The sequence below is a fragment of the Flavobacterium riviphilum genome, assembly GCF_055231795.1.
The window spans coordinates 354,021-374,051 of sequence record NZ_JBUYSY010000002.1; the positions used below are offsets into that span (position 1 = coordinate 354,021).

A 20,031-nucleotide genomic window follows, 5' to 3' on the forward strand; every position below is an offset into this window, starting at 1 on the left:
GCATTTTATTTTTGAGTAATTTCGTTCTTTTAAATAAAAAGTATGAAAATAGCTATTGTTTGTTATCCAACATTTGGGGGAAGTGGAGTTGTAGCAACAGAGCTAGGACTTGAACTTGCGAAGCGTGGGCATGAAATTCATTTTATAACTTACAGTCAACCTGTTCGTTTGGCACTTTTGAATCCTAAAGTTCATTATCATCAAGTCAATGTACCAGAATATCCCTTATTTCATTATCAACCTTATGAGTTAGCACTTTCAAGTAAGTTAGTTGACATGGTCAAGCTCTATCAGATAGAGTTACTTCATGTTCACTATGCCATACCACATGCTTATGCGGGTTATATGGCTAAACAGATGCTAAAAGATGAAGGTATTTCTATACCAATGATAACTACTTTACATGGTACGGATATTACATTAGTAGGCAATCATCCTTTTTATAAACCTGCTGTTACATTTAGTATCAATAAATCGGATTTTGTAACTTCTGTTTCACAAAGTTTAAAAGATGATACTTTAAAATTATTTAATATAAAAAATGAGATTGAAGTAATTCCAAATTTTATTGATTTGGAGAAAAATAAAAAGGACACCGAAATGCCATGTCAACGTAGCGTCATGGCACAACCCGATGAAAGAATTATTACTCATATTAGTAATTTCAGATCTGTAAAACGGATTCCAGATGTTATTAAGATATTTTATCAAATACAAAAAGAAATTCCATCCAAGCTCATGATGGTTGGAGAGGGGCCAGAGAAAGAAAAGGCTGAGGATTTGTGTGTGCAATTAGGTATTCTAGATAAAGTAATATTTTTTGGAAACAGTAATGAGATTGATAAAATATTATGCTTAACTGATTTATTTTTGTTGCCTTCTCAAACAGAAAGTTTTGGTTTGGTAGCTTTGGAAGCTATGGCTTGTTCAGTACCTGTAATTTCAAGCAATTCAGGTGGGTTGCCTGAGGTGAACAGTGACGGATTTTCTGGGTTTTTAAGTGATGTAGGGAATGTGGAGGAAATGGCAAGCAATGCTATTACAATACTAAAAGATGAAGCAACGTTGAGTCAATTTAAAAAAAATGCGTACCAGACAGCAATAAAATTTGATATAAAAAATATTTTACCGATTTATGAATCTCTGTATCAACGTGCCATTCAAAAATATAAATAGCGGGAAGGCAAAACATATAATTATCTACAGAAACAAAAGAAATATGTAATAAAAAAAGAGGCATAAAAGCCTCTTTTTTTTAATTACGTTCGATGTTAGAAAACATATCTTAGGTTTAATCCAAATCCACCAGCTCTAAAATCGGTGTCTTCGATTATCCAAAAAGTTGGTCTCCAATCTACTCCAAGAGCAATAGGTGCTCCTTTAAATTTGTATTCTAGACCAACTTCTCCACTTACTCCCAAATGAAAATCATTTGCAAATAAAACAGAAGGTCCTACACCTAAATACCAATTAAATGATTCTCCTCCCAAAGGTCTGTAGATGAAATCATACAAAGCCTCAACACCAACATTGTCTCCAAAAGAAACATCAGCATGAATTCTACTGAATTTTCCAGCGCTAAAAACGGCATCAACAGCAATGTCATTGCCTAGCACATCACCAAATCTAACCCCTACTTCTTGTGCACTCGAAAACTGAACAGCACCCAAGAACAATAATCCAAATAATAATTTTTTCATAATGTGAGTTTTAAAATTAGTACTTAATAGTTTGATTATGATAAAATTAATAAAAAAAATTCTACCAACAAATTTTTAATTGCATTTCAATATTTTATTATTTTATCAAGGAAAGTTTTTAAGGTTATGTATATTTATAAATCAGGGGAATTTTAATTTTGAAAAACAAAATTTGACTTTTAAAATTGCTTTTTAATATAAAAATATTACTTTTTGATTTATTTCAAGTTATATTTTATAATATATCACCATTTTTGTTAATTTTTTATTTTTAAGATGTTTTTATTTTTTTTGTTTACGACTTAAAACTTACATTTGCTAAAAATTTTTTAAAATGGCAGGAAATAGTTTCGGAACACTGTATAAAGTTTCCACTTTTGGCGAATCACATGGAGAAGCATTAGGGGGAGTAATTGATGGTTGCCCTCCAGGAATTACAATTGATTTGGAAGCAATTGAATATGAAATGTCGAGAAGAAAACCTGGACAATCATCCATAGTAACTCAAAGAAAAGAACCTGATGCAGTGCAGTTTCTTTCCGGTATTTTTGAAGGAAAAACCACTGGAACCCCTATAGGTTTTATTATTCCTAACACCAATCAAAAATCAGATGATTATTCACACATCAAAGATAGTTATCGTCCTAGTCATGCTGATTATGTTTATGATAAGAAATACGGATTTAGAGACTATAGAGGTGGTGGCCGAAGTTCTGCTCGTGAAACTGCCAGTAGAGTAGTAGCAGGGGCTATTGCTAAACAAATCCTTCCAAATATTAAAATCCACGCCTATGTTTCATCGGTTGGGGATTTGTTTTTAGAAAAGCCTTATCAAGAATTGGATTTTTCAACTATTGAAGATAATCCAGTTCGTTGTCCTGATTCCGAAATGGCGCAACGCATGGAAGATTATATCAAAGAAATTCGTAAACAAGGTGATACCGTAGGTGGTACCGTTACCTGTGTAATACAGAATGTGCCTATAGGCTTGGGAGAGCCAGTATTTGATAAACTGCATGCCGAGTTAGGAAAAGCGATGTTGTCTATCAATGCCGTTAAAGGATTTGAATATGGAAGTGGATTTTGTGGGGCTAAGATGAAAGGCAGTGATCATAATGATAAATATAATAGTGATGGAACTACTCAAACTAATTTGTCCGGAGGGATTCAAGGAGGAATAAGTAATGGTATGGATATCTATTTTAGAATTGCCTTTAAACCAGTTGCTACTATTATGCAAAAACAAGAAACTATTGATAATGAAGGGAATTACGTAGATATGATTGGAAAAGGTAGACATGATCCATGTGTGGTTCCTCGTGCAGTACCTATAGTAGAAGCTATGGCGGCAATGGTGTTGGCAGATTTTTACTTAATCAATAAAACTTACCTATAATATTACAAAACCTTTAACCAACCAAAATAATTTATATGCAGCTTGAACAACCTAAAAAGAATAGTTTTTTTAAAAGCCTGACAGGGCAAATCCTTATTGCTATGGTACTTGGTGCCATATTGGGTGTTATTATTCACAATGTAATTTCCGAAGAAACCGCTCAAGAATTCAGTAGTCGAATTAAGATATTAGCTACTGTGTTTATTCGATTGGTTCAAATGATTATTTCTCCCTTAGTATTTTCGACTTTAGTAGTTGGAATTGCAAAACTAGGAGATGTTAAAGCGGTTGGAAGAATTGGAGGTCGAGCTCTGGGTTGGTTTTTTACCGCATCATTTATTTCCCTTTTGATTGGCTTGTTGTATGTAAATCTTTTGCAACCAGGTGTTGGATTAAATCTATCTAATGTAGATGTGGGGGCAGTTTCAGATGTTACATCCAAAACACAAAGTCTTTCATTTAATAACTTCATTGAGCATATTGTACCCAAAAGTGTATTTGAGGCTATGGCAACCAATGAAATATTGCAAATTGTTGTTTTTTCAATTTTCTTTGGATTAGCCGCTGCTTCATTAGGCGATACGGCAAAACCCATTGTTAATGCGTTAGATAAATTGTCACATATTGTTTTAAAAATGGTTAACTATGTGATGAAATTTGCTCCAATTGGGGTGTTTGGCGCAATAGCAGGTGTATTTGCAGTAAGAGATTTTGGCGAATTAGCGGTAACTTATTTTAAGTTTTTTGGCTCATTTTTGATAGGAATAGCAACGCTATGGTTTATTTTGATAGTGGTTGGGTATTTCTTCTTGGGTAAAAAAATGAAAACTTTAATGGAACGAATTGTGAGTCCACTTATCATTGCATTTGGAACTACAAGTTCTGAAGCAGTTTTTCCTAAATTAACTGAAGAGCTTGAAAATTTTGGAGTTAAAGATAAAATTGTATCGTTCATGCTTCCTTTAGGGTATTCCTTTAATTTGGATGGAAGTATGATGTATATGACTTTTGCAGGAATCTTCATAGCCCAGGCCTATGGTGTTGAATTGGATTTGCTAACACAATTCACAATGTTATTAGTGTTAATGCTTACTAGTAAAGGTATTGCGGGTGTGCCTAGAGCCAGTTTGGTAGTAGTGGCAGCAACTTGTGGCATGTTTGATATTCCGGTAGAAGGTATAGCCTTAATTTTGCCTATTGATCATTTTTGTGACATGTTTAGAAGTGCTACCAATGTTTTAGGAAATGCTTTGGCCACCTCTGTAGTAGGTAAATGGGAAGGCGAAGAATAAGATTAAATTAAGATGTAGCAATACTCAACTAATGTATTATATGACCTATTTGTTAATTCAAATAGGTTTTTTTTGTTAAAAATAAATAGTTAATTAAATGATTATTAGTGTATATTTGAGTAAATATATCAAAGTATGTCCTCGAATCGCATAGTTTTTTTAATTTTAACTCTGATAATATGTATAAAAGCATCTTGTTTTGCTCAAGATTTTATATCAAAACATGAGTTAAATTTAAAAGATTATAGAGGTGCTTGTCAATCCTTCAAACAGCAGGATTTTGAGAAATCATTGATCATTACTCGAAAACTTTTAAATGAAAGCGCAAAACAAAAGGACACCGTTTTGCTTTCGTTGGCGTATAACTTACTTGGGACCAATTACAAAGAATTTTCAGAAATAGATAAAGCGATAAAATACTATAAGAAAGCTTTATTTTTTGCCAATAAAACCCCAATAGATTCGTTAAAATTTAAAGTTAATAACAACCTTGGTAACATTTATTGTTTTGAAAAAAAGCAATTTGATATTGGGATTTCCTATTACCAAAAAGCATTTATTTATAGTGAAAAAATGCAACATAATTTCTATACATTGTTGCTTAATTTAAACATGACTTGGGTTTATTTTGATCAATCGAATTACGTTGAAGGATTGAAATATCTGAAGTATTCAAATGAGAATTTTGAAAAGTATGGAAAAGAGTCGTTTGCTGTAGTACATCATATGGTTAATGGGATGTTTTATAGTCATATCGGAAGTTTTTTAAAAGCCAAATTTCATTTTGAAAAGGCTATTGAATTAGGGGGTAAACAACGTGATTTGAACAATTTAGCTTATGCTCATAATGAATACGCAAAAATGTTATTCCAAACTGGAGCATACAAAGATGCTTATGGTCATGTTCGAAAATACGATTCTATAAATAACAAACTTTACGACGAAAACAAGCTAATTCTTGCGTCAAAATCAGGAATAAGCATTGAATTAGATGAGTATAAAAGAGAGCTTGCAAGGGTTCAGAGTATAAAACAGGCTCAAATACAAAGTTTAAGAAAAACAAGAATTATAGTAGCGCTCTTTTTAGTAGTATTAGGAGTAATGCTTACCTTAATTTATGTCTTAATCCGGAATAATAGTTTTAAGCGAAAAATCAATAAGGAGTTGACGATTGTTAACGATAATTTGAAATCAGCCAAAGATAAAGCAGAAGAAGCTTCATTACTGAAATCTCAATTTGTATCCACTATTAGTCACGAATTGCGTACACCTTTATATGGGGTTATTGGAATTACCAATATGCTAATAGATGAACACAAGGAATTGGCCAAAAGTTCCCATTTGAGTTCCCTTAAATTTTCAGCACGGTATTTGCTTTCCTTGGTAAATGATATTTTGCAAATATATAAGATGGATGAGAAAAGAGTGTATTTAGAAAATACCACTTTTAATATTTCTGATGAAATTGAAATGATTTTAAATTCACTGTCTTATTTGGCAAAAAACAATAAAAATCAATTTGTCTTAGAAGTAGATCCTACTATACCTGAATATGTGATTGGTGATAAAATGCGCTTTTCTCAGATTTTAATGAATCTTACTAGTAATGCATTAAAGTTTACCAAAAAGGGTAAAGTTGTTTTAAGCGTAAAATTGGTTAAAAAAGAAGGAGATTTTAATCATATTACTTTCATGATTAAGGATAATGGAGTAGGAATTGCTAAAGAAGATCAAAATAAAATATTTGATAAGTTTGTTCAACTTGGTAGAGTTGAAACTGATTATCAAGGAACGGGATTAGGATTGTCTATTGTTAAAAGGCTTCTGAGCTTATTTAATAGTGAAATTCATATTGAAAGTGAATTGGGCCAAGGTACAACTTTTAGTTTTACTCTGGTTTTTGAGTGTAATGTTGATAAAACTAATACTTTGATTAATAATCACATAGTAAATTTGTCAAACAATAAAAATTTTAAAATATTAATTGTTGAGGATAATAAAATTAATCAATTGGTTACTAAGAAAATAATGCAAAAAAATAACTTTAAATGTAAAGTGGTAGATGATGGGTATGAAGCATTAAAAGTACTTGAAGCGGAAACTTTTGATATAATACTTATGGATATCAACATGCCTTTGATGAATGGTTTTGAAACAACGAGAGTGATTAGAAATAATAAAATTACAACTCCAATCATTGCTTTAACAGCACTTGATAAAGATGAAATTGCAGAAGAAGCTATTTCGGCTGGAATAAATGATGTTATTATAAAACCATTTGATCAGGCTAAACTCTTTAAAACTATGAATTTGCTAATTCATAATAATGAAAATAAAAATAACAATAGTACTAATCCCGTGGTAAGCAATAACATAAATTAAGCAAAAAAAATCTAAATATCAACTATTTCTTAATAAAAATTATCAATTTCAGGTTCAACTTATTAGTGGTTAATTAGTAAAAAAGGAAAACTAAACAACACCCTACTAAATATTGTATAAAGAAATAAAATATAGCAAATATAATAAAGACTAAAAAGTAAAAATAGATAATTGTGTTTATTGTAGTATCAATTCTTGTAATTTTGTAAAGCAAACTAACATTTAATTTTTTAATTATTTTTTGATAAAATTCTTGAAAATTTGATTGTTACCAATCCGTGCCAAGCATCTTTATGTTTAATACCAGCGTTTCTTATTTTGTTTCGAGTTGGTAGATTTTCTAGATTTTGTATTTTTCTTACTTCTATTGGCTCCTTTAGGTTTGCTTTCTTCGTTATTGGATTTTTGTGATTGCCAAGGAAAAGGATGGTCTGTAATGGTTTTAACGTCAACTTTGATAAGGCGCTGAATGTCTTTCCAATACGGTTGTTCATCTTTTCCACAAAATGAAATGGCAATACCTCCTTTGCCAGCTCGACCTGTTCTTCCAATTCTATGTACATAGGTCTCTGGGATATTGGGCAAATCAAAATTGATTACAAATGGTAGTTGGTCAATATCAATACCTCTTGCGGCAATATCTGTAGCAATGAGCACTCCAATTTCTTTGTTTTTGAAGGCTTCTAACACTCTTTGACGAGCCCCTTGCGACTTGTCGCCATGAATAGCTTCTGCAGCTATGTCTCGTTTGCGTAACGCTTTTACTACATTATCTGCGCCATGTTTGGTTCTGGTAAAGACAAGAACATCGCTGATGTTTTCATTTTTTATTAAATGATGTAAGAGGTTTCTCTTTTCCGTTTTTTCAACAAAATATATTTTTTGTTCAACTTTTTCTGCTGTAGAGGAAACAGGCGAAACGGTAACGGTGGCCGGATCGGTTAGGAACATTTCCGCGAGTTCTCGTATTGCAATAGGCATAGTGGCAGAGAACAATAAAGTTTGTCTGTTTTTTGGGGTAAGTTTGACGATTTTTTTTACATCATTTACAAAGCCCATATCCAACATTTGATCTGCTTCGTCCAAAACCAATGTATGCAAGTGATCTAAATTTATGAAACCTTGTTTGTGTAGGTCTAATAAGCGCCCAGGAGTAGCAATTAGAACATCAACACCTTTTCGAAGTGTTTCTACCTGTGAATTTTGAGAGACTCCTCCAAAAATGGTTAATTGCGTTAGATTAGTATATTTGGCATAGGTGTCAAAATTTTGCCCAATTTGTACTGCAAGTTCTCTTGTAGGAGTAATAATTAATGCTCGAATCTGTTTTTGCTTTTTGGAAGAACCCACAATGCGATGTAAATGGTGTATAATGGGAATGGCAAACGCAGCCGTTTTTCCTGTTCCAGTTTGGGCACATCCTATCAAATCACGACCAGCTAATACAATTGGTATGGCTTGAGCTTGAATAGGTGTTGGAGCAGTATAACCTTCTTCAATTACTGCTTTTTGAATACTTTTGGACAAGGATAAATCTTCGAATACCATTTTTTTATATTGTTTAACTCCTTAGGAACATCTCAAAAGGAAAGGCTGCAAAGATAGTGTTATATTTTTGAGGTTTATTTTAAAGTAATTTTATTTTTTAATTTCACACAAATCTTTGATTGCATCCTTTGATAAAATCAGTTACTAAATATCCAATAAGTTTCCCGATTAAATGATTGTTTTTCTCCTGGTCCAAATCGGGGGCGCCCTCGCAAATATGGATATAGCTTGCGTTTTTTTGTTTTGAAAAAAATGAAATAAAGCAGCGTAATTCTTCTATCGAGAATCCACTTAAAGTCATAGCACTACTTGCGATATTTGGGATAGCATCTAAGTCAATTTCAATGCCGAAAGGGTCGTTTTTGATGAAATCTAACGCAGTGTTTAATTCTTGATTGAAATCTTTTTCTTTTCTGATATTGATAGCATCATAAGTGTTATAACGCACTCTGTCTTCTAACTTTTTAATAATGTCAAGTACACTTTTTGAAGTATAATTTTCATGTAGCCCAAAAATGAAATATTTTTTTAAAAAACCTTCTTCGTAGGCATATGAAAAGCCGTTGCCGCTATGTCTTCCTTCTAATATTCTAAAATCAGAATGAGCATCAAAATTAATTGCATTGACTGCTTTTCCTTTGGCCAACGCAGTTCCTTTAATATTGCCATAGGAATTATTATGTCCGCCTCCAATAATAATAGGGATTTTTCCAGCTTGAATTATTTTGCATACTATATAAGAAACTTCTTTATCAATTTTCTTTACCAATTGACTCAACTTCGATCGATCGTCTACTTTGTTGAAGTCTAGTCCTTCTACCTCACGCATTTCTTGAGAGACGTCTATGTGACCTAGAACTATAATTTGGCTTCCTTTACAAAATCGATTGTGTTGAATATTGGCAATTCCTTTAATGGCGCTTTCCCAGGCTGAAGCTGCACCTGGTCTTCCATAATTTGCTCTTACTCCAATATCTTCAGGAATACCAAATAATACATATTTTGCTTCAGAGGATTTTATAAAGGGTAACAAAGGAGTATCTTTAGGAATAATTACCATTTTTTCCCCAAATTTTAGTTCACCACTTCTATGATTTGTGATCTTGGCAAGATCAAAAGTGGTAAATGGGACTAATTTTTCCATTTTTTTTATAATTTTTTCTTTCAAAAATAATATAAATATGTTAATTCGCGTTATAGAAATAATTATAACCCTAAATTTGTCAAAAAAATTTAAACATGGAAAATCAACAAAACAATTCAAGTCTAAAAGCCATTATTGCCGTTTTAGCTGTTTTATTAACAGGTAGTTTAGTATATATTTTTAAAATTTCTTCTGATGCAGAAGTAGTTAAAACAGAATTGACTACCACGGTATCTGAAAAAGAGGCAGTAATGAAAGATTTACAAGCCTTAAAAACAACTTATGATGCTGCTATTGCAGAAAACACTTCAATGTCTGAAGAATTAATTCAAGAAAGAGATAAAATTGTTGCTCTAATGGATGAATTAAATCAATCTAAAGGAGATGTTTCTAAATTCAAATCTCAAGTAGCTGTGTTACAAAACAAGCTAAAAGTATTGATGAAAGAAAATGAAGGATTGAAAGTAGCTAATGCCAAAGTTACAGCGCAAAGAGATAGTACTGTAGTGGTTTTAGGTGAATCTAAAAAATTCAATGAAGTTTTAGTAGGTCAGAATGAAGAACTTTCTAAAACTGTAGAGAAAGGTTCTAAACTTACAATTTTAAATACTAAAACAGCTGCCTACAAATTAAGAAGTTCAGGTAAACAAATCGAGACAGAAAAAGCAAGAAGAGCAGATATTCTAAAAGTAAGCTTTACTATCGCTGAAAATAAAATTGCAAAATCAGGCGATAAAACGTACTATATCCAAGTAATCGATAGTCAAAACAATGTTTTAGGAGATAAAAAAACAGAGAGCTTTGGAGAAAACACTTTAACTTATAGCTTCAAAACAACTGTGACTTATCAAAATAAAACAGTAGATGTTTCTGAAGATTTACCCGGTAAAGATTTTGCAAAAGGAAATTACTTCATCAATATCTTTGATAACGGAGAATTGGTTTCTAAAACTAGTTTTTCATTGAAATAATACAATAGCATTGCTGTTTTATCAAACCGTCTCTAGGTAGAGACGGTTTTTTTATGTTATGGTTTTAATACATAAAAAGATACCTGTGTAATTACAAGAAAAACAAAGCTAATTTTGTACTTTTGCCAAAATTTTTAAAAAACAACAATTCATGTTAACAGTAAATAATTTATCCGTTCAATTTGGTAAAAGAGTTTTATTTGATGAAGTAAACACTACATTTACTCATGGTAATGTTTATGGGGTAATTGGTGCCAATGGAGCAGGAAAATCTACCTTTTTAAAAATAATATCTGGGGCGATGGACCCAACCTCAGGCCATGTACAACTTGAACCTGGTAAAAGAATGTCGGTTTTGAATCAAAACCACAACATGTTTGATGAGCATACAGTGCTTGAAACGGTGATGATGGGGAATAAAGTTTTGTATGCCGTAAAAAAAGAAATGGACGAACTGTATTTGGATTATAATGATAAAAATGCAGATCGTATCGGAGAATTGCAAGTGCAATTTGAAGAGATGAACGGATGGAATGCTGACTCTGATGCAGCTGCCATGTTGTCCAATTTAGGAATTACAGAAGACAATCATTATACTCTAATGGCTGATTTAGAAGCCAAAATGAAAGTACGTGTTTTGTTGGCACAAGCTTTATTTGGAAATCCAGACTTATTGATTATGGATGAGCCTACCAACGACTTGGATTTTGAAACCATTGCTTGGTTAGAAAATTTCTTAGCCAATTATGAAAATACGGTGATTGTAGTTTCTCACGACAGACACTTTTTAGATGCAGTGTGTACACATATATCTGATATTGATTTTAATAAAATTAGTCACTATTCAGGAAATTATACTTTTTGGTATGAATCTAGTCAATTAGCAGCCAAACAACGTGCACAACAAAACAAAAAAGCTGAGGAGAAAAAACAAGAGTTAGAAGAGTTTATCCGTCGATTCAGTGCCAACGTGGCTAAATCGAAACAAGCCACTTCTCGTAAAAAAATGATTTCGAAATTGAACATTGCCGAGATCAAGCCTTCTAGTAGACGTTATCCAGCCATTATTTTCGAACAAGATCGCGAAGCGGGAGATCAAATTTTGAATGTACAGGATTTGAGTGCTTCTGTTGATGGAGAGGTTTTATTTAAAGGGGTAGATTTGAATATGGCAAAAGGAGATAAAATTGTGCTATTTTCAAAAGATTCTAGAGCAACTACCGCTTTTTATGAAATATTAAATGGCAATCAAAATCCTGATACAGGTAAATTTGATTGGGGGGTTACTACTAACCAAGCGTATTTGCCAAGCGAAAATCATTCCTTTTTTGAAAATGATTTAACCTTAGTGGATTGGCTCAGACAATATGCCAAAACAGAGGAAGAACGAGACGAGGTATACATTAGAGGTTTTCTTGGGAAAATGATTTTTTCTGGAGAAGAAGCGTTGAAAACAAGTAGAGTACTTTCTGGAGGTGAAAAAGTACGTTGTATGTTGTCGAGAATGATGATGGAACGCGCGAATATCTTAATGTTAGACGAACCAACCAACCACCTCGATTTGGAATCGATTACTGCATTCAATAATTCCTTGAAAGTTTACAAAGGATCGGTAATTTTTACCACTCATGACCATGAATTTGCACAAACGGTTGGTAATAGGGTAGTAGAGTTAACGCCTAATGGAGTTATTGATCGTTATATGACTTTTGATGAATATTTAGAAGATGATAAGATTCAAGAGTTAAGAGTAAAAATGTATGCAAAATAAAACAACTAAAAAGCCTTTCCTTTTGGAAAGGCTTTTTTTTGAGACAGTTAGATTTGGATGGTAAAGCTTCGTTTTGTGTTGATTTTTAAGTGCTAAATTGTCTTAGTTTTATTACCATTAACACAAGTTGCTCAAACGAAATTTGTATATTTGTAAACCAAACTTACTACCGTTATGAATCAAAAAGTATTGCTTACTTCCAAAGAAGTCAATATCATCCTTAATCGTTTGGCTTGTCAACTCATAGAAAATCACCTCGATTTTTCTGAAACTATACTAATTGGAATTCAGCCAAGAGGTACTTTTTTAGCTAACCGATTGCAAAGTATTTTGCAAAACGAATACCATATCAAAAACATCAAAATTGGTTTTTTAGACATTACATTTTTTCGTGATGATTTTAGAAGGACCGATAAACCATTGGAAGCCAATATTACTAAAATGGATTTCTTGGTGGAAAATAAAAAAGTAATATTTATAGATGATGTACTTTATACAGGAAGAAGTATAAGAGCTGCATTAACGGCAATTCAATCTTTTGGTAGACCTTCGAGTATTGAGCTTTTAACCTTAATAGACAGACGATTTAGTCGTGATTTGCCTATCCAACCGGATTATCGTGGCCGACAAGTTGATGCTATTAATGATGAAAAAGTAATTGTGCGATGGGCAGAACAAGGAGTGGAAGATAGTGTGTTTTTAATCAACAATAACCAATAATAAGACTAATGAGCGAGTTAAGTGTAAATCATTTATTAGGTATTAAATACATTAATAACAATGATATTAACCTAATTTTTGAAACTGCTGACCATTTTAAAGAAGTAATTAATAGACCTATAAAAAAGGTTCCTTCCTTGAGAGATATCACTATTGCCAATATTTTTTTTGAAAATAGTACACGAACCAAGCTTTCTTTTGAATTAGCTCAAAAACGATTATCAGCAGATGTAATCAGTTTTTCCGCCGCCCAATCTTCAGTTAAAAAAGGCGAGACTTTAATTGATACGGTCAACAATATCTTATCTATGAAAGTAGACATGGTGGTAATGCGTCATTCAACACCAGGTGCTGCTTATTTTTTATCCAAAAATGTAAAAGCAAGTATTGTAAATGCAGGAGATGGAGCGCATGAACACCCAACACAAGCACTTTTGGATAGTTACTCTATCCGTGAAAAATTAGGAAATGTTGGAGGTAAAAAAGTTGTAATTGTGGGTGATATTTTACATTCAAGAGTGGCTTTGTCTAATATTTATGCATTGCAAATGCAAGGTGCTGAAGTTAAAGTATGTGGTCCCAAAACCTTGATTCCTAGGTATATCGAGTCTCTAGGGGTGAAAGTAGAATCGGATTTGCGAAAAGCTTTAGAATGGTGTGATGTAGCAAATATGTTGCGTGTTCAAAATGAACGAATGGATGTTAACTTTTTTCCTTCCACTCGTGAATATGCTCAACAGTACGGTGTAGACAAGGCATTGTTGGATTCTTTAAGCAAAGAAATAGTAATAATGCATCCAGGTCCAATAAACAGAGGGGTTGAGATTACGTCAGATGTGGCCGATTCCCATCAGTCGGTAATTTTAAATCAAGTAGAAAATGGTGTAGCGATTAGAATGGCAGTCATTTATTTGTTAGCATCAAAAATTCAATAGTCAAATTATGAAAGTAGAAACAAAAGGACACACGATACAAGTTAAACATACCGAAGGAGATATTTTGGGTTTTGTAGAAAAAGTAACCAATCAATTTGGTAGTTTTAAAGATCATAATATCATTTTTGATGTTTCTCAAGACGCAACGGTTACACTTGATTCCATTAAACTTTTTTCAAATCTAGCGAAGCAACATAAAAAAGCTAAAAAATCTCTAGTAATTGTTGCTTCAGCAATTGATTATAATGCTGTTCCTTCTTCAATAACCGTAGTACCGACTTTGTTAGAAGCGCATGATATTATAGAAATGGAAGAAATAGAAAGAGACCTTGGTTTTTAACTTTTACTATTACTAGCAACGAAATAATTTTATCTTTTTAAAACTTTGAAAGTAACGATTTTAGGTTGTTATGCAGCAACTCCTAGAACACTTGCCAATCCAACTTCGCAACTATTAGAAATTCAAAATCGATTTTTCTTAATAGATTGTGGTGAGGGGACACAAGTACAATTACGAAAAAATAAGATAAAATTCAGTAAGATTAATCATGTATTTATTTCTCATTTGCATGGTGATCATTTTTATGGCTTGATAGGTTTGATATCTTCTTTTTCGTTATTATCTCGAGTTACAGATTTACATATTTATGGGCCAAAAGGATTAAAAGATATCATATTGCTCCAACTTAAGTTAACACAATCATGGACTCAATTTCAGTTAGTTTTTCATGAATTAAATGCATCTGAAAGTGTTTTGATTTTCGAGGATGAAAAAGTAGCTGTGTATACCATTCCTTTACAACATCGAATTTACACCAATGGTTTTTTGTTTGTTCAAAAAGAAGGTGAAAAAAAATTAAATATTGCAGCGATTCAAGAGTACAAGATTGATGTTTGTTATTACAAAAAAATAAAAAAAGGCGGTGATATTCGATTGGAGGATGATAGCATAGTTTCGAATGGTTTGTTGACGTTTCCTGGAGTACCTGAAAAACGGTATGCATTTTGTTCAGATACTGCCTATTCTGAAGAAATTATTCCATTAATACATAACGTTGATTTGTTGTATCACGAATCTACTTTTTTAGAACATGAGCTAAAACTTGCTGAAAAGACCATGCATTCAACAGCCATTCAAGCCGCCACTATAGCTTCAAAAGCAAATGCTAAACAACTTCTTTTAGGGCATTATTCTACTAGATATGATGATATTCAATCGTTTAAAGAAGAAGCACAAACGGTTTTTCAAAACGTGCTTTTGGCCAAAGATGGTCAGGCTTTTGAGATATAACTTGTCCGATTTGATACTAAAAAATGAGTTCTAATTTTTACCTTTTATAAAGATGAATGATTTAAGTAATTATAGAAAAAATTATGATAAGCGTGAATTATTAGAAAATGATATTCCCGAAGATCCAATTAATTTGTTCAACAAGTGGTTTTATGAAGTAGAAGATTTTGGTGGAGTTGATGAGATTAATGCTATGACTGTCGCTACCATTGGGTTAGATGGTTTTCCAAAAGCGAGAGTGGTATTGTTGAAAAAATACAATGAAGAGGGGTTTGTATTCTATACTAATTATCAATCTGAAAAAGGGAAAGCTATAGCGGCAAATCCAAATGTTTGTTTATCCTTTTTTTGGCATAGTATGGAACGTCAAGTTATTATTAAAGGAAAAGCTCAACAAGTGCCTGCTACTGTATCGGATGGGTATTTTGATTCAAGACCTGATGGTAGCAAGTTGGGGGCTTTAGTGTCTCATCAAAGTACGGTAATACCAGACAGAGATTTTTTAGAGGCTAAATTGAAAGATTTAGAACAACATTATATGGGTAAGGAAATTCCTAGACCTGATTTTTGGGGAGGTTATTTGGTGGTTCCTTCAGAGGTTGAGTTTTGGCAAGGTAGACCCAATCGTTTGCATGATAGAATACGTTACATTATGCAAGAAGATTATTCTTGGTTGATAGAAAGATTGTCTCCATAATATAAGAAAGTACATTGAAAATTTAGTTAAAAGTGTAGTTCATCGATAATTTTTGGTAGTTTGTAGTATTATTATCTATTTTTATTTAGAAAAAAAACAAAAATAGTAATAAAGCAGTACCCCAATCTACTTTAAAATTTAACGCTGACACTATGAATAGACTTTCGAAAGTAATTTTGTTGGGCTTCCTTGGCCTATCTTTAAAATCTTGTACCACAGAATCTGAACTTAATCCTACTTCAGAATTAAAAACCGTAAGTCCGACTTCTGTTAATTACAATTACTCTGCAAATGAGATAGAAACTCTTTCGCTGATCAATGATTATAGAAAATCAAAAGGATTAGCAACTTTAGAGAAAATTAATTTTATCTCATTAAAATCCGAAGAGCATGCCAATTATATGATTGTGAATAATGTAGTGAATCATAATGATTTTGTGGCAAGGTCTAATGCGATTATTAAAGCTTTAGGAGCTAAAACAGTATCCGAAAATATCGCTTATAATTATGCACAACCTGTCTCAGCCTTTAATGCTTGGTTGTTGAGTGCAATTCATAAAGAAAACATTGAAGGAGATTTTTCTCATTTTGGTATTTCTATTCGTCAAGATCCTGCTACGGGAAAAAAATATTATGTCAATATTTTTGCCAAAATTTGAGATTCTTAGATACAAAAAAAGCTGTCAAAATCTGACAGCTTTTTTTGTGAAATTTGAAAAAATTATTGTTGTTGTTTTTTCATTTCTTTTTCAATCATATCGTAGAATTGATCAATTTTTGGTAATACTACAATACGAGTTCTTCTGTTTTTAGAGCGGTTTTCAGGAGAATCGTTTTCAACTAGAGGAACATAAGAACTTCTACCGGCAGCAATCAATTGAGCAGGTTTTACTCCAAGATCATTTGTTAATACACGAATGATAGAAGTTGATCTTTTTACACTTAAATCCCAGTTGTCAAGTAATACACCATTGCTTCTGTAGGGAACATTGTCTGTGTGACCTTCTACCATACATTCAAAATCTGGTTTGTCGTTTACTACTTTTGCAACTTTAGCCAAAATACTTTTAGCTTTATCTGTTACATCATAGCTTCCGCTTTTGAATAATAGTTTATCTGCAATTGAAATAAATACAACTCCTTTTTCTACATTAATTTCAATATCTGGATCTGAGATACCAACAGAACTTTTTAAGCTAGTTACTAATGCAAGGGTTACACTGTCTTTTTTAGTAAGTGCGTCTTGCATTCTGCTAATTTTCAAATCTTTTTCTTTAATAGACTCTAATGCTTTTTCAATATTTTCAGCACCTTTTGTAGTTAAGACAGTCATGTCTTTTGAGGTGTTGATCAAATGTTGATTTTGTTCTTTCAATCCTTCAACTCTAGCAGCTAAGCCAGCTTTTTCCTCTAAACAAGAATTCAGTTTAACCGTTGCTGTGTTTAATAAATCTTGTGTTTCTTTGTTTTTTGCTTCTAATGCTGTGTATTTCTTTTTGGAAACACAAGAGGAAAGCAATACTAATACTGATAAAGCTAATGCTATTTTTCTCATAATTTTGATTTTTAATAATGTTTTACAAAGTTAGATTTTAATTGGACAGTCAAAATATAAAATATTGTTAAATCGAATTATCAAAAACAGTGCCACCTTTAACAAAATAGGAGTAAACGATACTGTTTTTTTGAAAATAATTTTCTTTTTGGTACTTATCTCTTTTATTAAAATAATAGCTAAAATACTGATAAAAAGTGTAATGAGCTTTTAAAATTGCAAAAAAATGTTTGGGTTGAAATTGTGTTAAAAATTTTAACCCGGCTATTCCATCCAAAATCATTCTGATGAAGAGACGTTTGTAAAGGGTGTATTTGGGTAAATTTTTTACCAACATGAATAAGGAATTTCTAAAATTCAATTCTGTTTTCTTTGGATTTCCCTGTTGTAAGGTGGCTCCACCCACATGATATACTACAGACTTGTAATTGTATTTTATGGTATAGCCCTTATTGATTGCTCTCCAGCAAAGGTCTATTTCTTCTTGGTGTGCAAAAAAATCGGCATCAAATCCATTTAATTCATGAAAAACTTTCGATCGAATAAAGAAGCAAGCACCTGATGCCCAAAATATTTCGGTACAATTATCATATTGCCCTTGATCTTTTTCAATGCTATCAAAAATTCTGCCTCTACAATATGGAAAACCATATTTATCTATAAAACCACCAGCCGCTCCTGCGTATTCAAAGTGTGTTTTGTTTTTGAAATCTAGAATTTTTGGTTGTAAAATGGAGGTATTCGGTTCTTTTTCAAAGGTAGTAATCATAGGAGGTAGCCAATTGGGGGTTACCTCTATATCCGAATTGACCAATACAAAAATATCTGCCTCAATCGTTTTTAATGCTTCATTATAACCACCAGCATAACCATAATTTTTTGAGTTAATTACAATCTTTACGGTTGGGAAATTATTTTTGACAAATTCTATTGAATTATCCGTGGATGCATTGTCTGCAACATAAATGGTGGCTTCGGGAGAATGTTGCACTAATGAGGGTAAAAATTGTTCTAATAAGGAAACGCCGTTCCAATTAAGAATCACTACTGCTATTTTCATAGGTTATTAAGGCTTAGAGATGAAAGAGTAATCAGGAAGCGAAGGTAAAAAACTATACTTTTCATTTTCAAAATCCATGGTACAATAATAATGATTCAATCCATTGGTTACCATCAAAAATTCCGATTGTAAAGTAAGGTTGTACTGTGCAATTTGGTCAAAAGTGGTTTGTGTTATGGTTACTTCTGGGGCTTTGCATTCTATTAATGTGAAAATAGTACCATTGGGTCGAAAAATAACAATATCGTAACGTTTTCTCAAACCATTAACATGCAGTACTTTTTCGACGTTGATTAAAGATTTGGGATATTTTTTAACCTGAATTAGGTACTGAATGACATGTTGACGAACCCATTCTTCAGGCGTAAGAATTATAAATTTTTTACGTATCTCATCAAAAATAGCCATTTTATTTTCGTTATTTTTGAATCGGAAACTAAAGTTTGGAAAATTGAGTGCTTGCATTTGGCAAAAATAGTTATTTTCTTGCTAGTTTTTGATGCATTATTTTAATCTAGCTCTTTAAAAAAAGTGACCTAAAAACCCAAAAATGGACGAAGTTGTAAAAATTGTTAATGATATTAAAGCCGGTCAAGTTAAACCTATTTATTTTTTAATGGGTGAGGAACCTTATTATATAGATAAAATTTCTGATTTTATAGAGAATACCGTCCTATCCGAAGACGAAAAGGGTTTTAATCAAACTGTTTTGTATGGTCGCGATGTGAGTATTGACGACATAGTGGGAACAGCAAAACGCTATCCCATGATGGCAGAAAAACAAGTAGTGATTGTTAGAGAAGCTCAAGAATTGTCAAGAACAATTGATAAGCTCGAGAGTTATGCCGAAAATCCAATGCCCACCACTGTTTTGGTTTTTTGTTATAAATACAAAACATTAGATAAGAGAAAAAAAGTAACCAAAGCCATTGCTAAAAACGGCTTGGTTTACGAAAGCAAAAAGCTATACGAAAACCAAGTAGCCGATTGGATTAAAAAAGTGCTTGCAGGTAAAAAATATGCAATTGAACCTAAAGCAGCAGCAATGCTAGTTGAATTTTTAGGCACGGATTTAAGTCGAATTAGCAATGAATTAGAGAAACTAAAAATTATTTTACCTATTGGTTCTACAATAACTGCTTTGCATATTGAAGAAAATATAGGTTTTAGTAAGGATTTCAATGTATTTGAATTAAGAAAAGCCATCGGTGAACGAAATCAGTTAAAAGCCTATACCATTGCAGATAACTTTGCTCAAAATCCTAAGGAATATCCTTTAGTAATGACTACCGGTTTGGTATTTAGTTTTTTTGTTCAATTACTAAAGTATCATGGTTTGAAAGATAAAAACCCTAAGAATGTGGCTTCAGTTTTAGGAGTGAATCCTTATTTTATAAAAGATTACGATTTGGCTCTAAAAAATTATCCTATGCGAAAAGTAAGTCAAATCGTTGGGTCCTTGCGTGAAATTGATGTAAAAAGTAAAGGAGTAGGGGCCAATTCGCTTTCTCAAAGTGATTTGTTAAAAGAAATGTTGTATCATATTTTTAATTAATACTGTATTAAGTT

The 20,031-nt window shown here is 32.3% G+C and carries 19 protein-coding genes; 13 read left to right on the plus strand and 6 right to left on the minus strand.

From position 1 onward, the window contains the following. Nucleotides 1-42 precede the first annotated feature (42 nt). A complete protein-coding gene (gene bshA, locus ACZIX2_RS04230; RefSeq protein WP_463338835.1) occupies nucleotides 43-1,176 on the plus strand; it encodes an N-acetyl-alpha-D-glucosaminyl L-malate synthase BshA in 1,134 nt (377 codons plus the stop codon). Between the two features lie 95 nt (nucleotides 1,177-1,271). Here bshA and ACZIX2_RS04235 read toward each other — a convergent pair whose 3' ends face one another. After that, nucleotides 1,272-1,700: a hypothetical protein gene (locus ACZIX2_RS04235; RefSeq protein ID WP_463338836.1), complete on the minus strand. Its 429-nt coding sequence runs from the start codon at nucleotides 1,698-1,700 to the stop codon at nucleotides 1,272-1,274. Between the two features lie 334 nt (nucleotides 1,701-2,034). Between ACZIX2_RS04235 and aroC the strand changes: the two genes are divergently transcribed. The 3 genes from aroC to ACZIX2_RS04250 all read left to right on the plus strand — a co-directional run bounded on the left by aroC (nucleotide 2,035) and on the right by ACZIX2_RS04250 (nucleotide 6,770). After that, nucleotides 2,035-3,096 (plus strand): chorismate synthase, encoded by a 1,062-nt coding sequence (gene aroC / locus ACZIX2_RS04240; RefSeq protein ID WP_463338837.1) that lies wholly within the window; start codon nucleotides 2,035-2,037, stop codon nucleotides 3,094-3,096. Nucleotides 3,097-3,131: 35 nt separating this feature from the next. Next, nucleotides 3,132-4,388 carry a dicarboxylate/amino acid:cation symporter gene (locus ACZIX2_RS04245; protein ID WP_463338838.1) on the plus strand — a complete coding sequence of 419 codons (1,257 nt, stop codon included), beginning with the start codon at nucleotides 3,132-3,134 and terminating at the stop codon, nucleotides 4,386-4,388. A 135-nt stretch (nucleotides 4,389-4,523) separates the two neighbouring features. Continuing rightward, nucleotides 4,524-6,770, plus strand: coding sequence for a response regulator (locus ACZIX2_RS04250; protein WP_463338839.1), 2,247 nt, complete (start codon nucleotides 4,524-4,526; stop codon nucleotides 6,768-6,770). Nucleotides 6,771-7,067: 297 nt separating this feature from the next. Here the strand turns inward: ACZIX2_RS04250 and ACZIX2_RS04255 are convergent, their stop codons facing one another. Next, the gene (locus tag ACZIX2_RS04255) at nucleotides 7,068-8,318 is read right to left on the minus strand and encodes a DEAD/DEAH box helicase (protein ID WP_463338840.1); all 1,251 of its coding nucleotides are present in this window, start codon (nucleotides 8,316-8,318) and stop codon (nucleotides 7,068-7,070) included. A gap of 103 nt (nucleotides 8,319-8,421) precedes the next feature. After that, nucleotides 8,422-9,462 (minus strand): formimidoylglutamase, encoded by a 1,041-nt coding sequence (locus ACZIX2_RS04260; protein ID WP_463338841.1) that lies wholly within the window; start codon nucleotides 9,460-9,462, stop codon nucleotides 8,422-8,424. Between the two features lie 95 nt (nucleotides 9,463-9,557). Here ACZIX2_RS04260 and ACZIX2_RS04265 point away from each other — a divergent pair, with 95 nt between their 5' ends. The 8 genes from ACZIX2_RS04265 (at nucleotide 9,558) to ACZIX2_RS04300 (ending at nucleotide 16,506) form a co-directional block, all read left to right on the plus strand. Next, the gene (locus ACZIX2_RS04265) at nucleotides 9,558-10,433 is read left to right on the plus strand and encodes a hypothetical protein (protein WP_463338842.1); all 876 of its coding nucleotides are present in this window, start codon (nucleotides 9,558-9,560) and stop codon (nucleotides 10,431-10,433) included. A 151-nt stretch (nucleotides 10,434-10,584) separates the two neighbouring features. Further along, nucleotides 10,585-12,204: an ABC-F family ATP-binding cassette domain-containing protein gene (locus tag ACZIX2_RS04270; RefSeq protein ID WP_463338843.1), complete on the plus strand. Its 1,620-nt coding sequence runs from the start codon at nucleotides 10,585-10,587 to the stop codon at nucleotides 12,202-12,204. Nucleotides 12,205-12,378: 174 nt separating this feature from the next. Further along, nucleotides 12,379-12,924 (plus strand): bifunctional pyr operon transcriptional regulator/uracil phosphoribosyltransferase PyrR, encoded by a 546-nt coding sequence (gene pyrR, locus ACZIX2_RS04275; protein ID WP_463338844.1) that lies wholly within the window; start codon nucleotides 12,379-12,381, stop codon nucleotides 12,922-12,924. 8 nt (nucleotides 12,925-12,932) lie between these two features. Beyond that, the gene (locus ACZIX2_RS04280; RefSeq protein ID WP_463338845.1) at nucleotides 12,933-13,859 is read left to right on the plus strand and encodes an aspartate carbamoyltransferase catalytic subunit; all 927 of its coding nucleotides are present in this window, start codon (nucleotides 12,933-12,935) and stop codon (nucleotides 13,857-13,859) included. Between the two features lie 7 nt (nucleotides 13,860-13,866). Next, on the plus strand, nucleotides 13,867-14,199 hold the full coding sequence (locus ACZIX2_RS04285) for a ribonuclease Z (RefSeq protein WP_463338846.1): 333 nt from the start codon (nucleotides 13,867-13,869) through the stop codon (nucleotides 14,197-14,199). Between the two features lie 45 nt (nucleotides 14,200-14,244). After that, a complete protein-coding gene (locus ACZIX2_RS04290; protein ID WP_463338847.1) occupies nucleotides 14,245-15,150 on the plus strand; it encodes a ribonuclease Z in 906 nt (301 codons plus the stop codon). A gap of 52 nt (nucleotides 15,151-15,202) precedes the next feature. After that, nucleotides 15,203-15,847 (plus strand): pyridoxamine 5'-phosphate oxidase, encoded by a 645-nt coding sequence (gene pdxH, locus ACZIX2_RS04295; protein WP_463338848.1) that lies wholly within the window; start codon nucleotides 15,203-15,205, stop codon nucleotides 15,845-15,847. Between the two features lie 152 nt (nucleotides 15,848-15,999). Continuing rightward, a complete protein-coding gene (locus ACZIX2_RS04300; protein WP_463338849.1) occupies nucleotides 16,000-16,506 on the plus strand; it encodes a CAP domain-containing protein in 507 nt (168 codons plus the stop codon). Nucleotides 16,507-16,568: 62 nt separating this feature from the next. On the opposite strand, the gene ACZIX2_RS04305 is transcribed toward ACZIX2_RS04300, so the two are convergent. The 3 genes from ACZIX2_RS04305 to ACZIX2_RS04315 form a co-directional block, all read right to left on the minus strand. After that, a complete protein-coding gene (locus ACZIX2_RS04305) occupies nucleotides 16,569-17,402 on the minus strand; it encodes an OmpA/MotB family protein (RefSeq protein ID WP_463338850.1) in 834 nt (277 codons plus the stop codon). A gap of 67 nt (nucleotides 17,403-17,469) precedes the next feature. Next, nucleotides 17,470-18,462 (minus strand): glycosyltransferase family 2 protein, encoded by a 993-nt coding sequence (locus ACZIX2_RS04310; RefSeq protein ID WP_463338851.1) that lies wholly within the window; start codon nucleotides 18,460-18,462, stop codon nucleotides 17,470-17,472. Nucleotides 18,463-18,468: 6 nt separating this feature from the next. After that, nucleotides 18,469-18,927 carry a type I restriction enzyme HsdR N-terminal domain-containing protein gene (locus ACZIX2_RS04315; protein WP_463338852.1) on the minus strand — a complete coding sequence of 153 codons (459 nt, stop codon included), beginning with the start codon at nucleotides 18,925-18,927 and terminating at the stop codon, nucleotides 18,469-18,471. Between the two features lie 85 nt (nucleotides 18,928-19,012). Between ACZIX2_RS04315 and holA the strand changes: the two genes are divergently transcribed. Further along, nucleotides 19,013-20,017, plus strand: a complete 1,005-nt coding sequence (gene holA, locus ACZIX2_RS04320; protein ID WP_463338853.1) for a DNA polymerase III subunit delta — start codon at nucleotides 19,013-19,015, stop codon at nucleotides 20,015-20,017. Nucleotides 20,018-20,031 lie beyond the last annotated feature (14 nt).

Coding starts and splice junctions, on each gene's coding strand:
- ACZIX2_RS04310 (WP_463338851.1), bottom strand. CDS start 18,462: ATGAAAATAGCAGTAGTGATTCTTAATTGGAACGGCGTTTCCTTATTA.
- ACZIX2_RS04305 (WP_463338850.1), bottom strand. CDS start 17,402: ATGAGAAAAATAGCATTAGCTTTATCAGTATTAGTATTGCTTTCCTCT.
- ACZIX2_RS04280 (WP_463338845.1), top strand. CDS start 12,933: ATGAGCGAGTTAAGTGTAAATCATTTATTAGGTATTAAATACATTAAT.
- ACZIX2_RS04255 (WP_463338840.1), bottom strand. CDS start 8,318: ATGGTATTCGAAGATTTATCCTTGTCCAAAAGTATTCAAAAAGCAGTA.
- bshA (WP_463338835.1), top strand. CDS start 43: ATGAAAATAGCTATTGTTTGTTATCCAACATTTGGGGGAAGTGGAGTT.
- ACZIX2_RS04235 (WP_463338836.1), bottom strand. CDS start 1,700: ATGAAAAAATTATTATTTGGATTATTGTTCTTGGGTGCTGTTCAGTTT.
- ACZIX2_RS04260 (WP_463338841.1), bottom strand. CDS start 9,462: ATGGAAAAATTAGTCCCATTTACCACTTTTGATCTTGCCAAGATCACA.
- ACZIX2_RS04250 (WP_463338839.1), top strand. CDS start 4,524: ATGTCCTCGAATCGCATAGTTTTTTTAATTTTAACTCTGATAATATGT.
- aroC (WP_463338837.1), top strand. CDS start 2,035: ATGGCAGGAAATAGTTTCGGAACACTGTATAAAGTTTCCACTTTTGGC.
- ACZIX2_RS04315 (WP_463338852.1), bottom strand. CDS start 18,927: ATGCAAGCACTCAATTTTCCAAACTTTAGTTTCCGATTCAAAAATAAC.
- ACZIX2_RS04245 (WP_463338838.1), top strand. CDS start 3,132: ATGCAGCTTGAACAACCTAAAAAGAATAGTTTTTTTAAAAGCCTGACA.
- ACZIX2_RS04265 (WP_463338842.1), top strand. CDS start 9,558: ATGGAAAATCAACAAAACAATTCAAGTCTAAAAGCCATTATTGCCGTT.
- ACZIX2_RS04300 (WP_463338849.1), top strand. CDS start 16,000: ATGAATAGACTTTCGAAAGTAATTTTGTTGGGCTTCCTTGGCCTATCT.
- ACZIX2_RS04285 (WP_463338846.1), top strand. CDS start 13,867: ATGAAAGTAGAAACAAAAGGACACACGATACAAGTTAAACATACCGAA.
- pyrR (WP_463338844.1), top strand. CDS start 12,379: ATGAATCAAAAAGTATTGCTTACTTCCAAAGAAGTCAATATCATCCTT.
- ACZIX2_RS04270 (WP_463338843.1), top strand. CDS start 10,585: ATGTTAACAGTAAATAATTTATCCGTTCAATTTGGTAAAAGAGTTTTA.
- holA (WP_463338853.1), top strand. CDS start 19,013: ATGGACGAAGTTGTAAAAATTGTTAATGATATTAAAGCCGGTCAAGTT.
- pdxH (WP_463338848.1), top strand. CDS start 15,203: ATGAATGATTTAAGTAATTATAGAAAAAATTATGATAAGCGTGAATTA.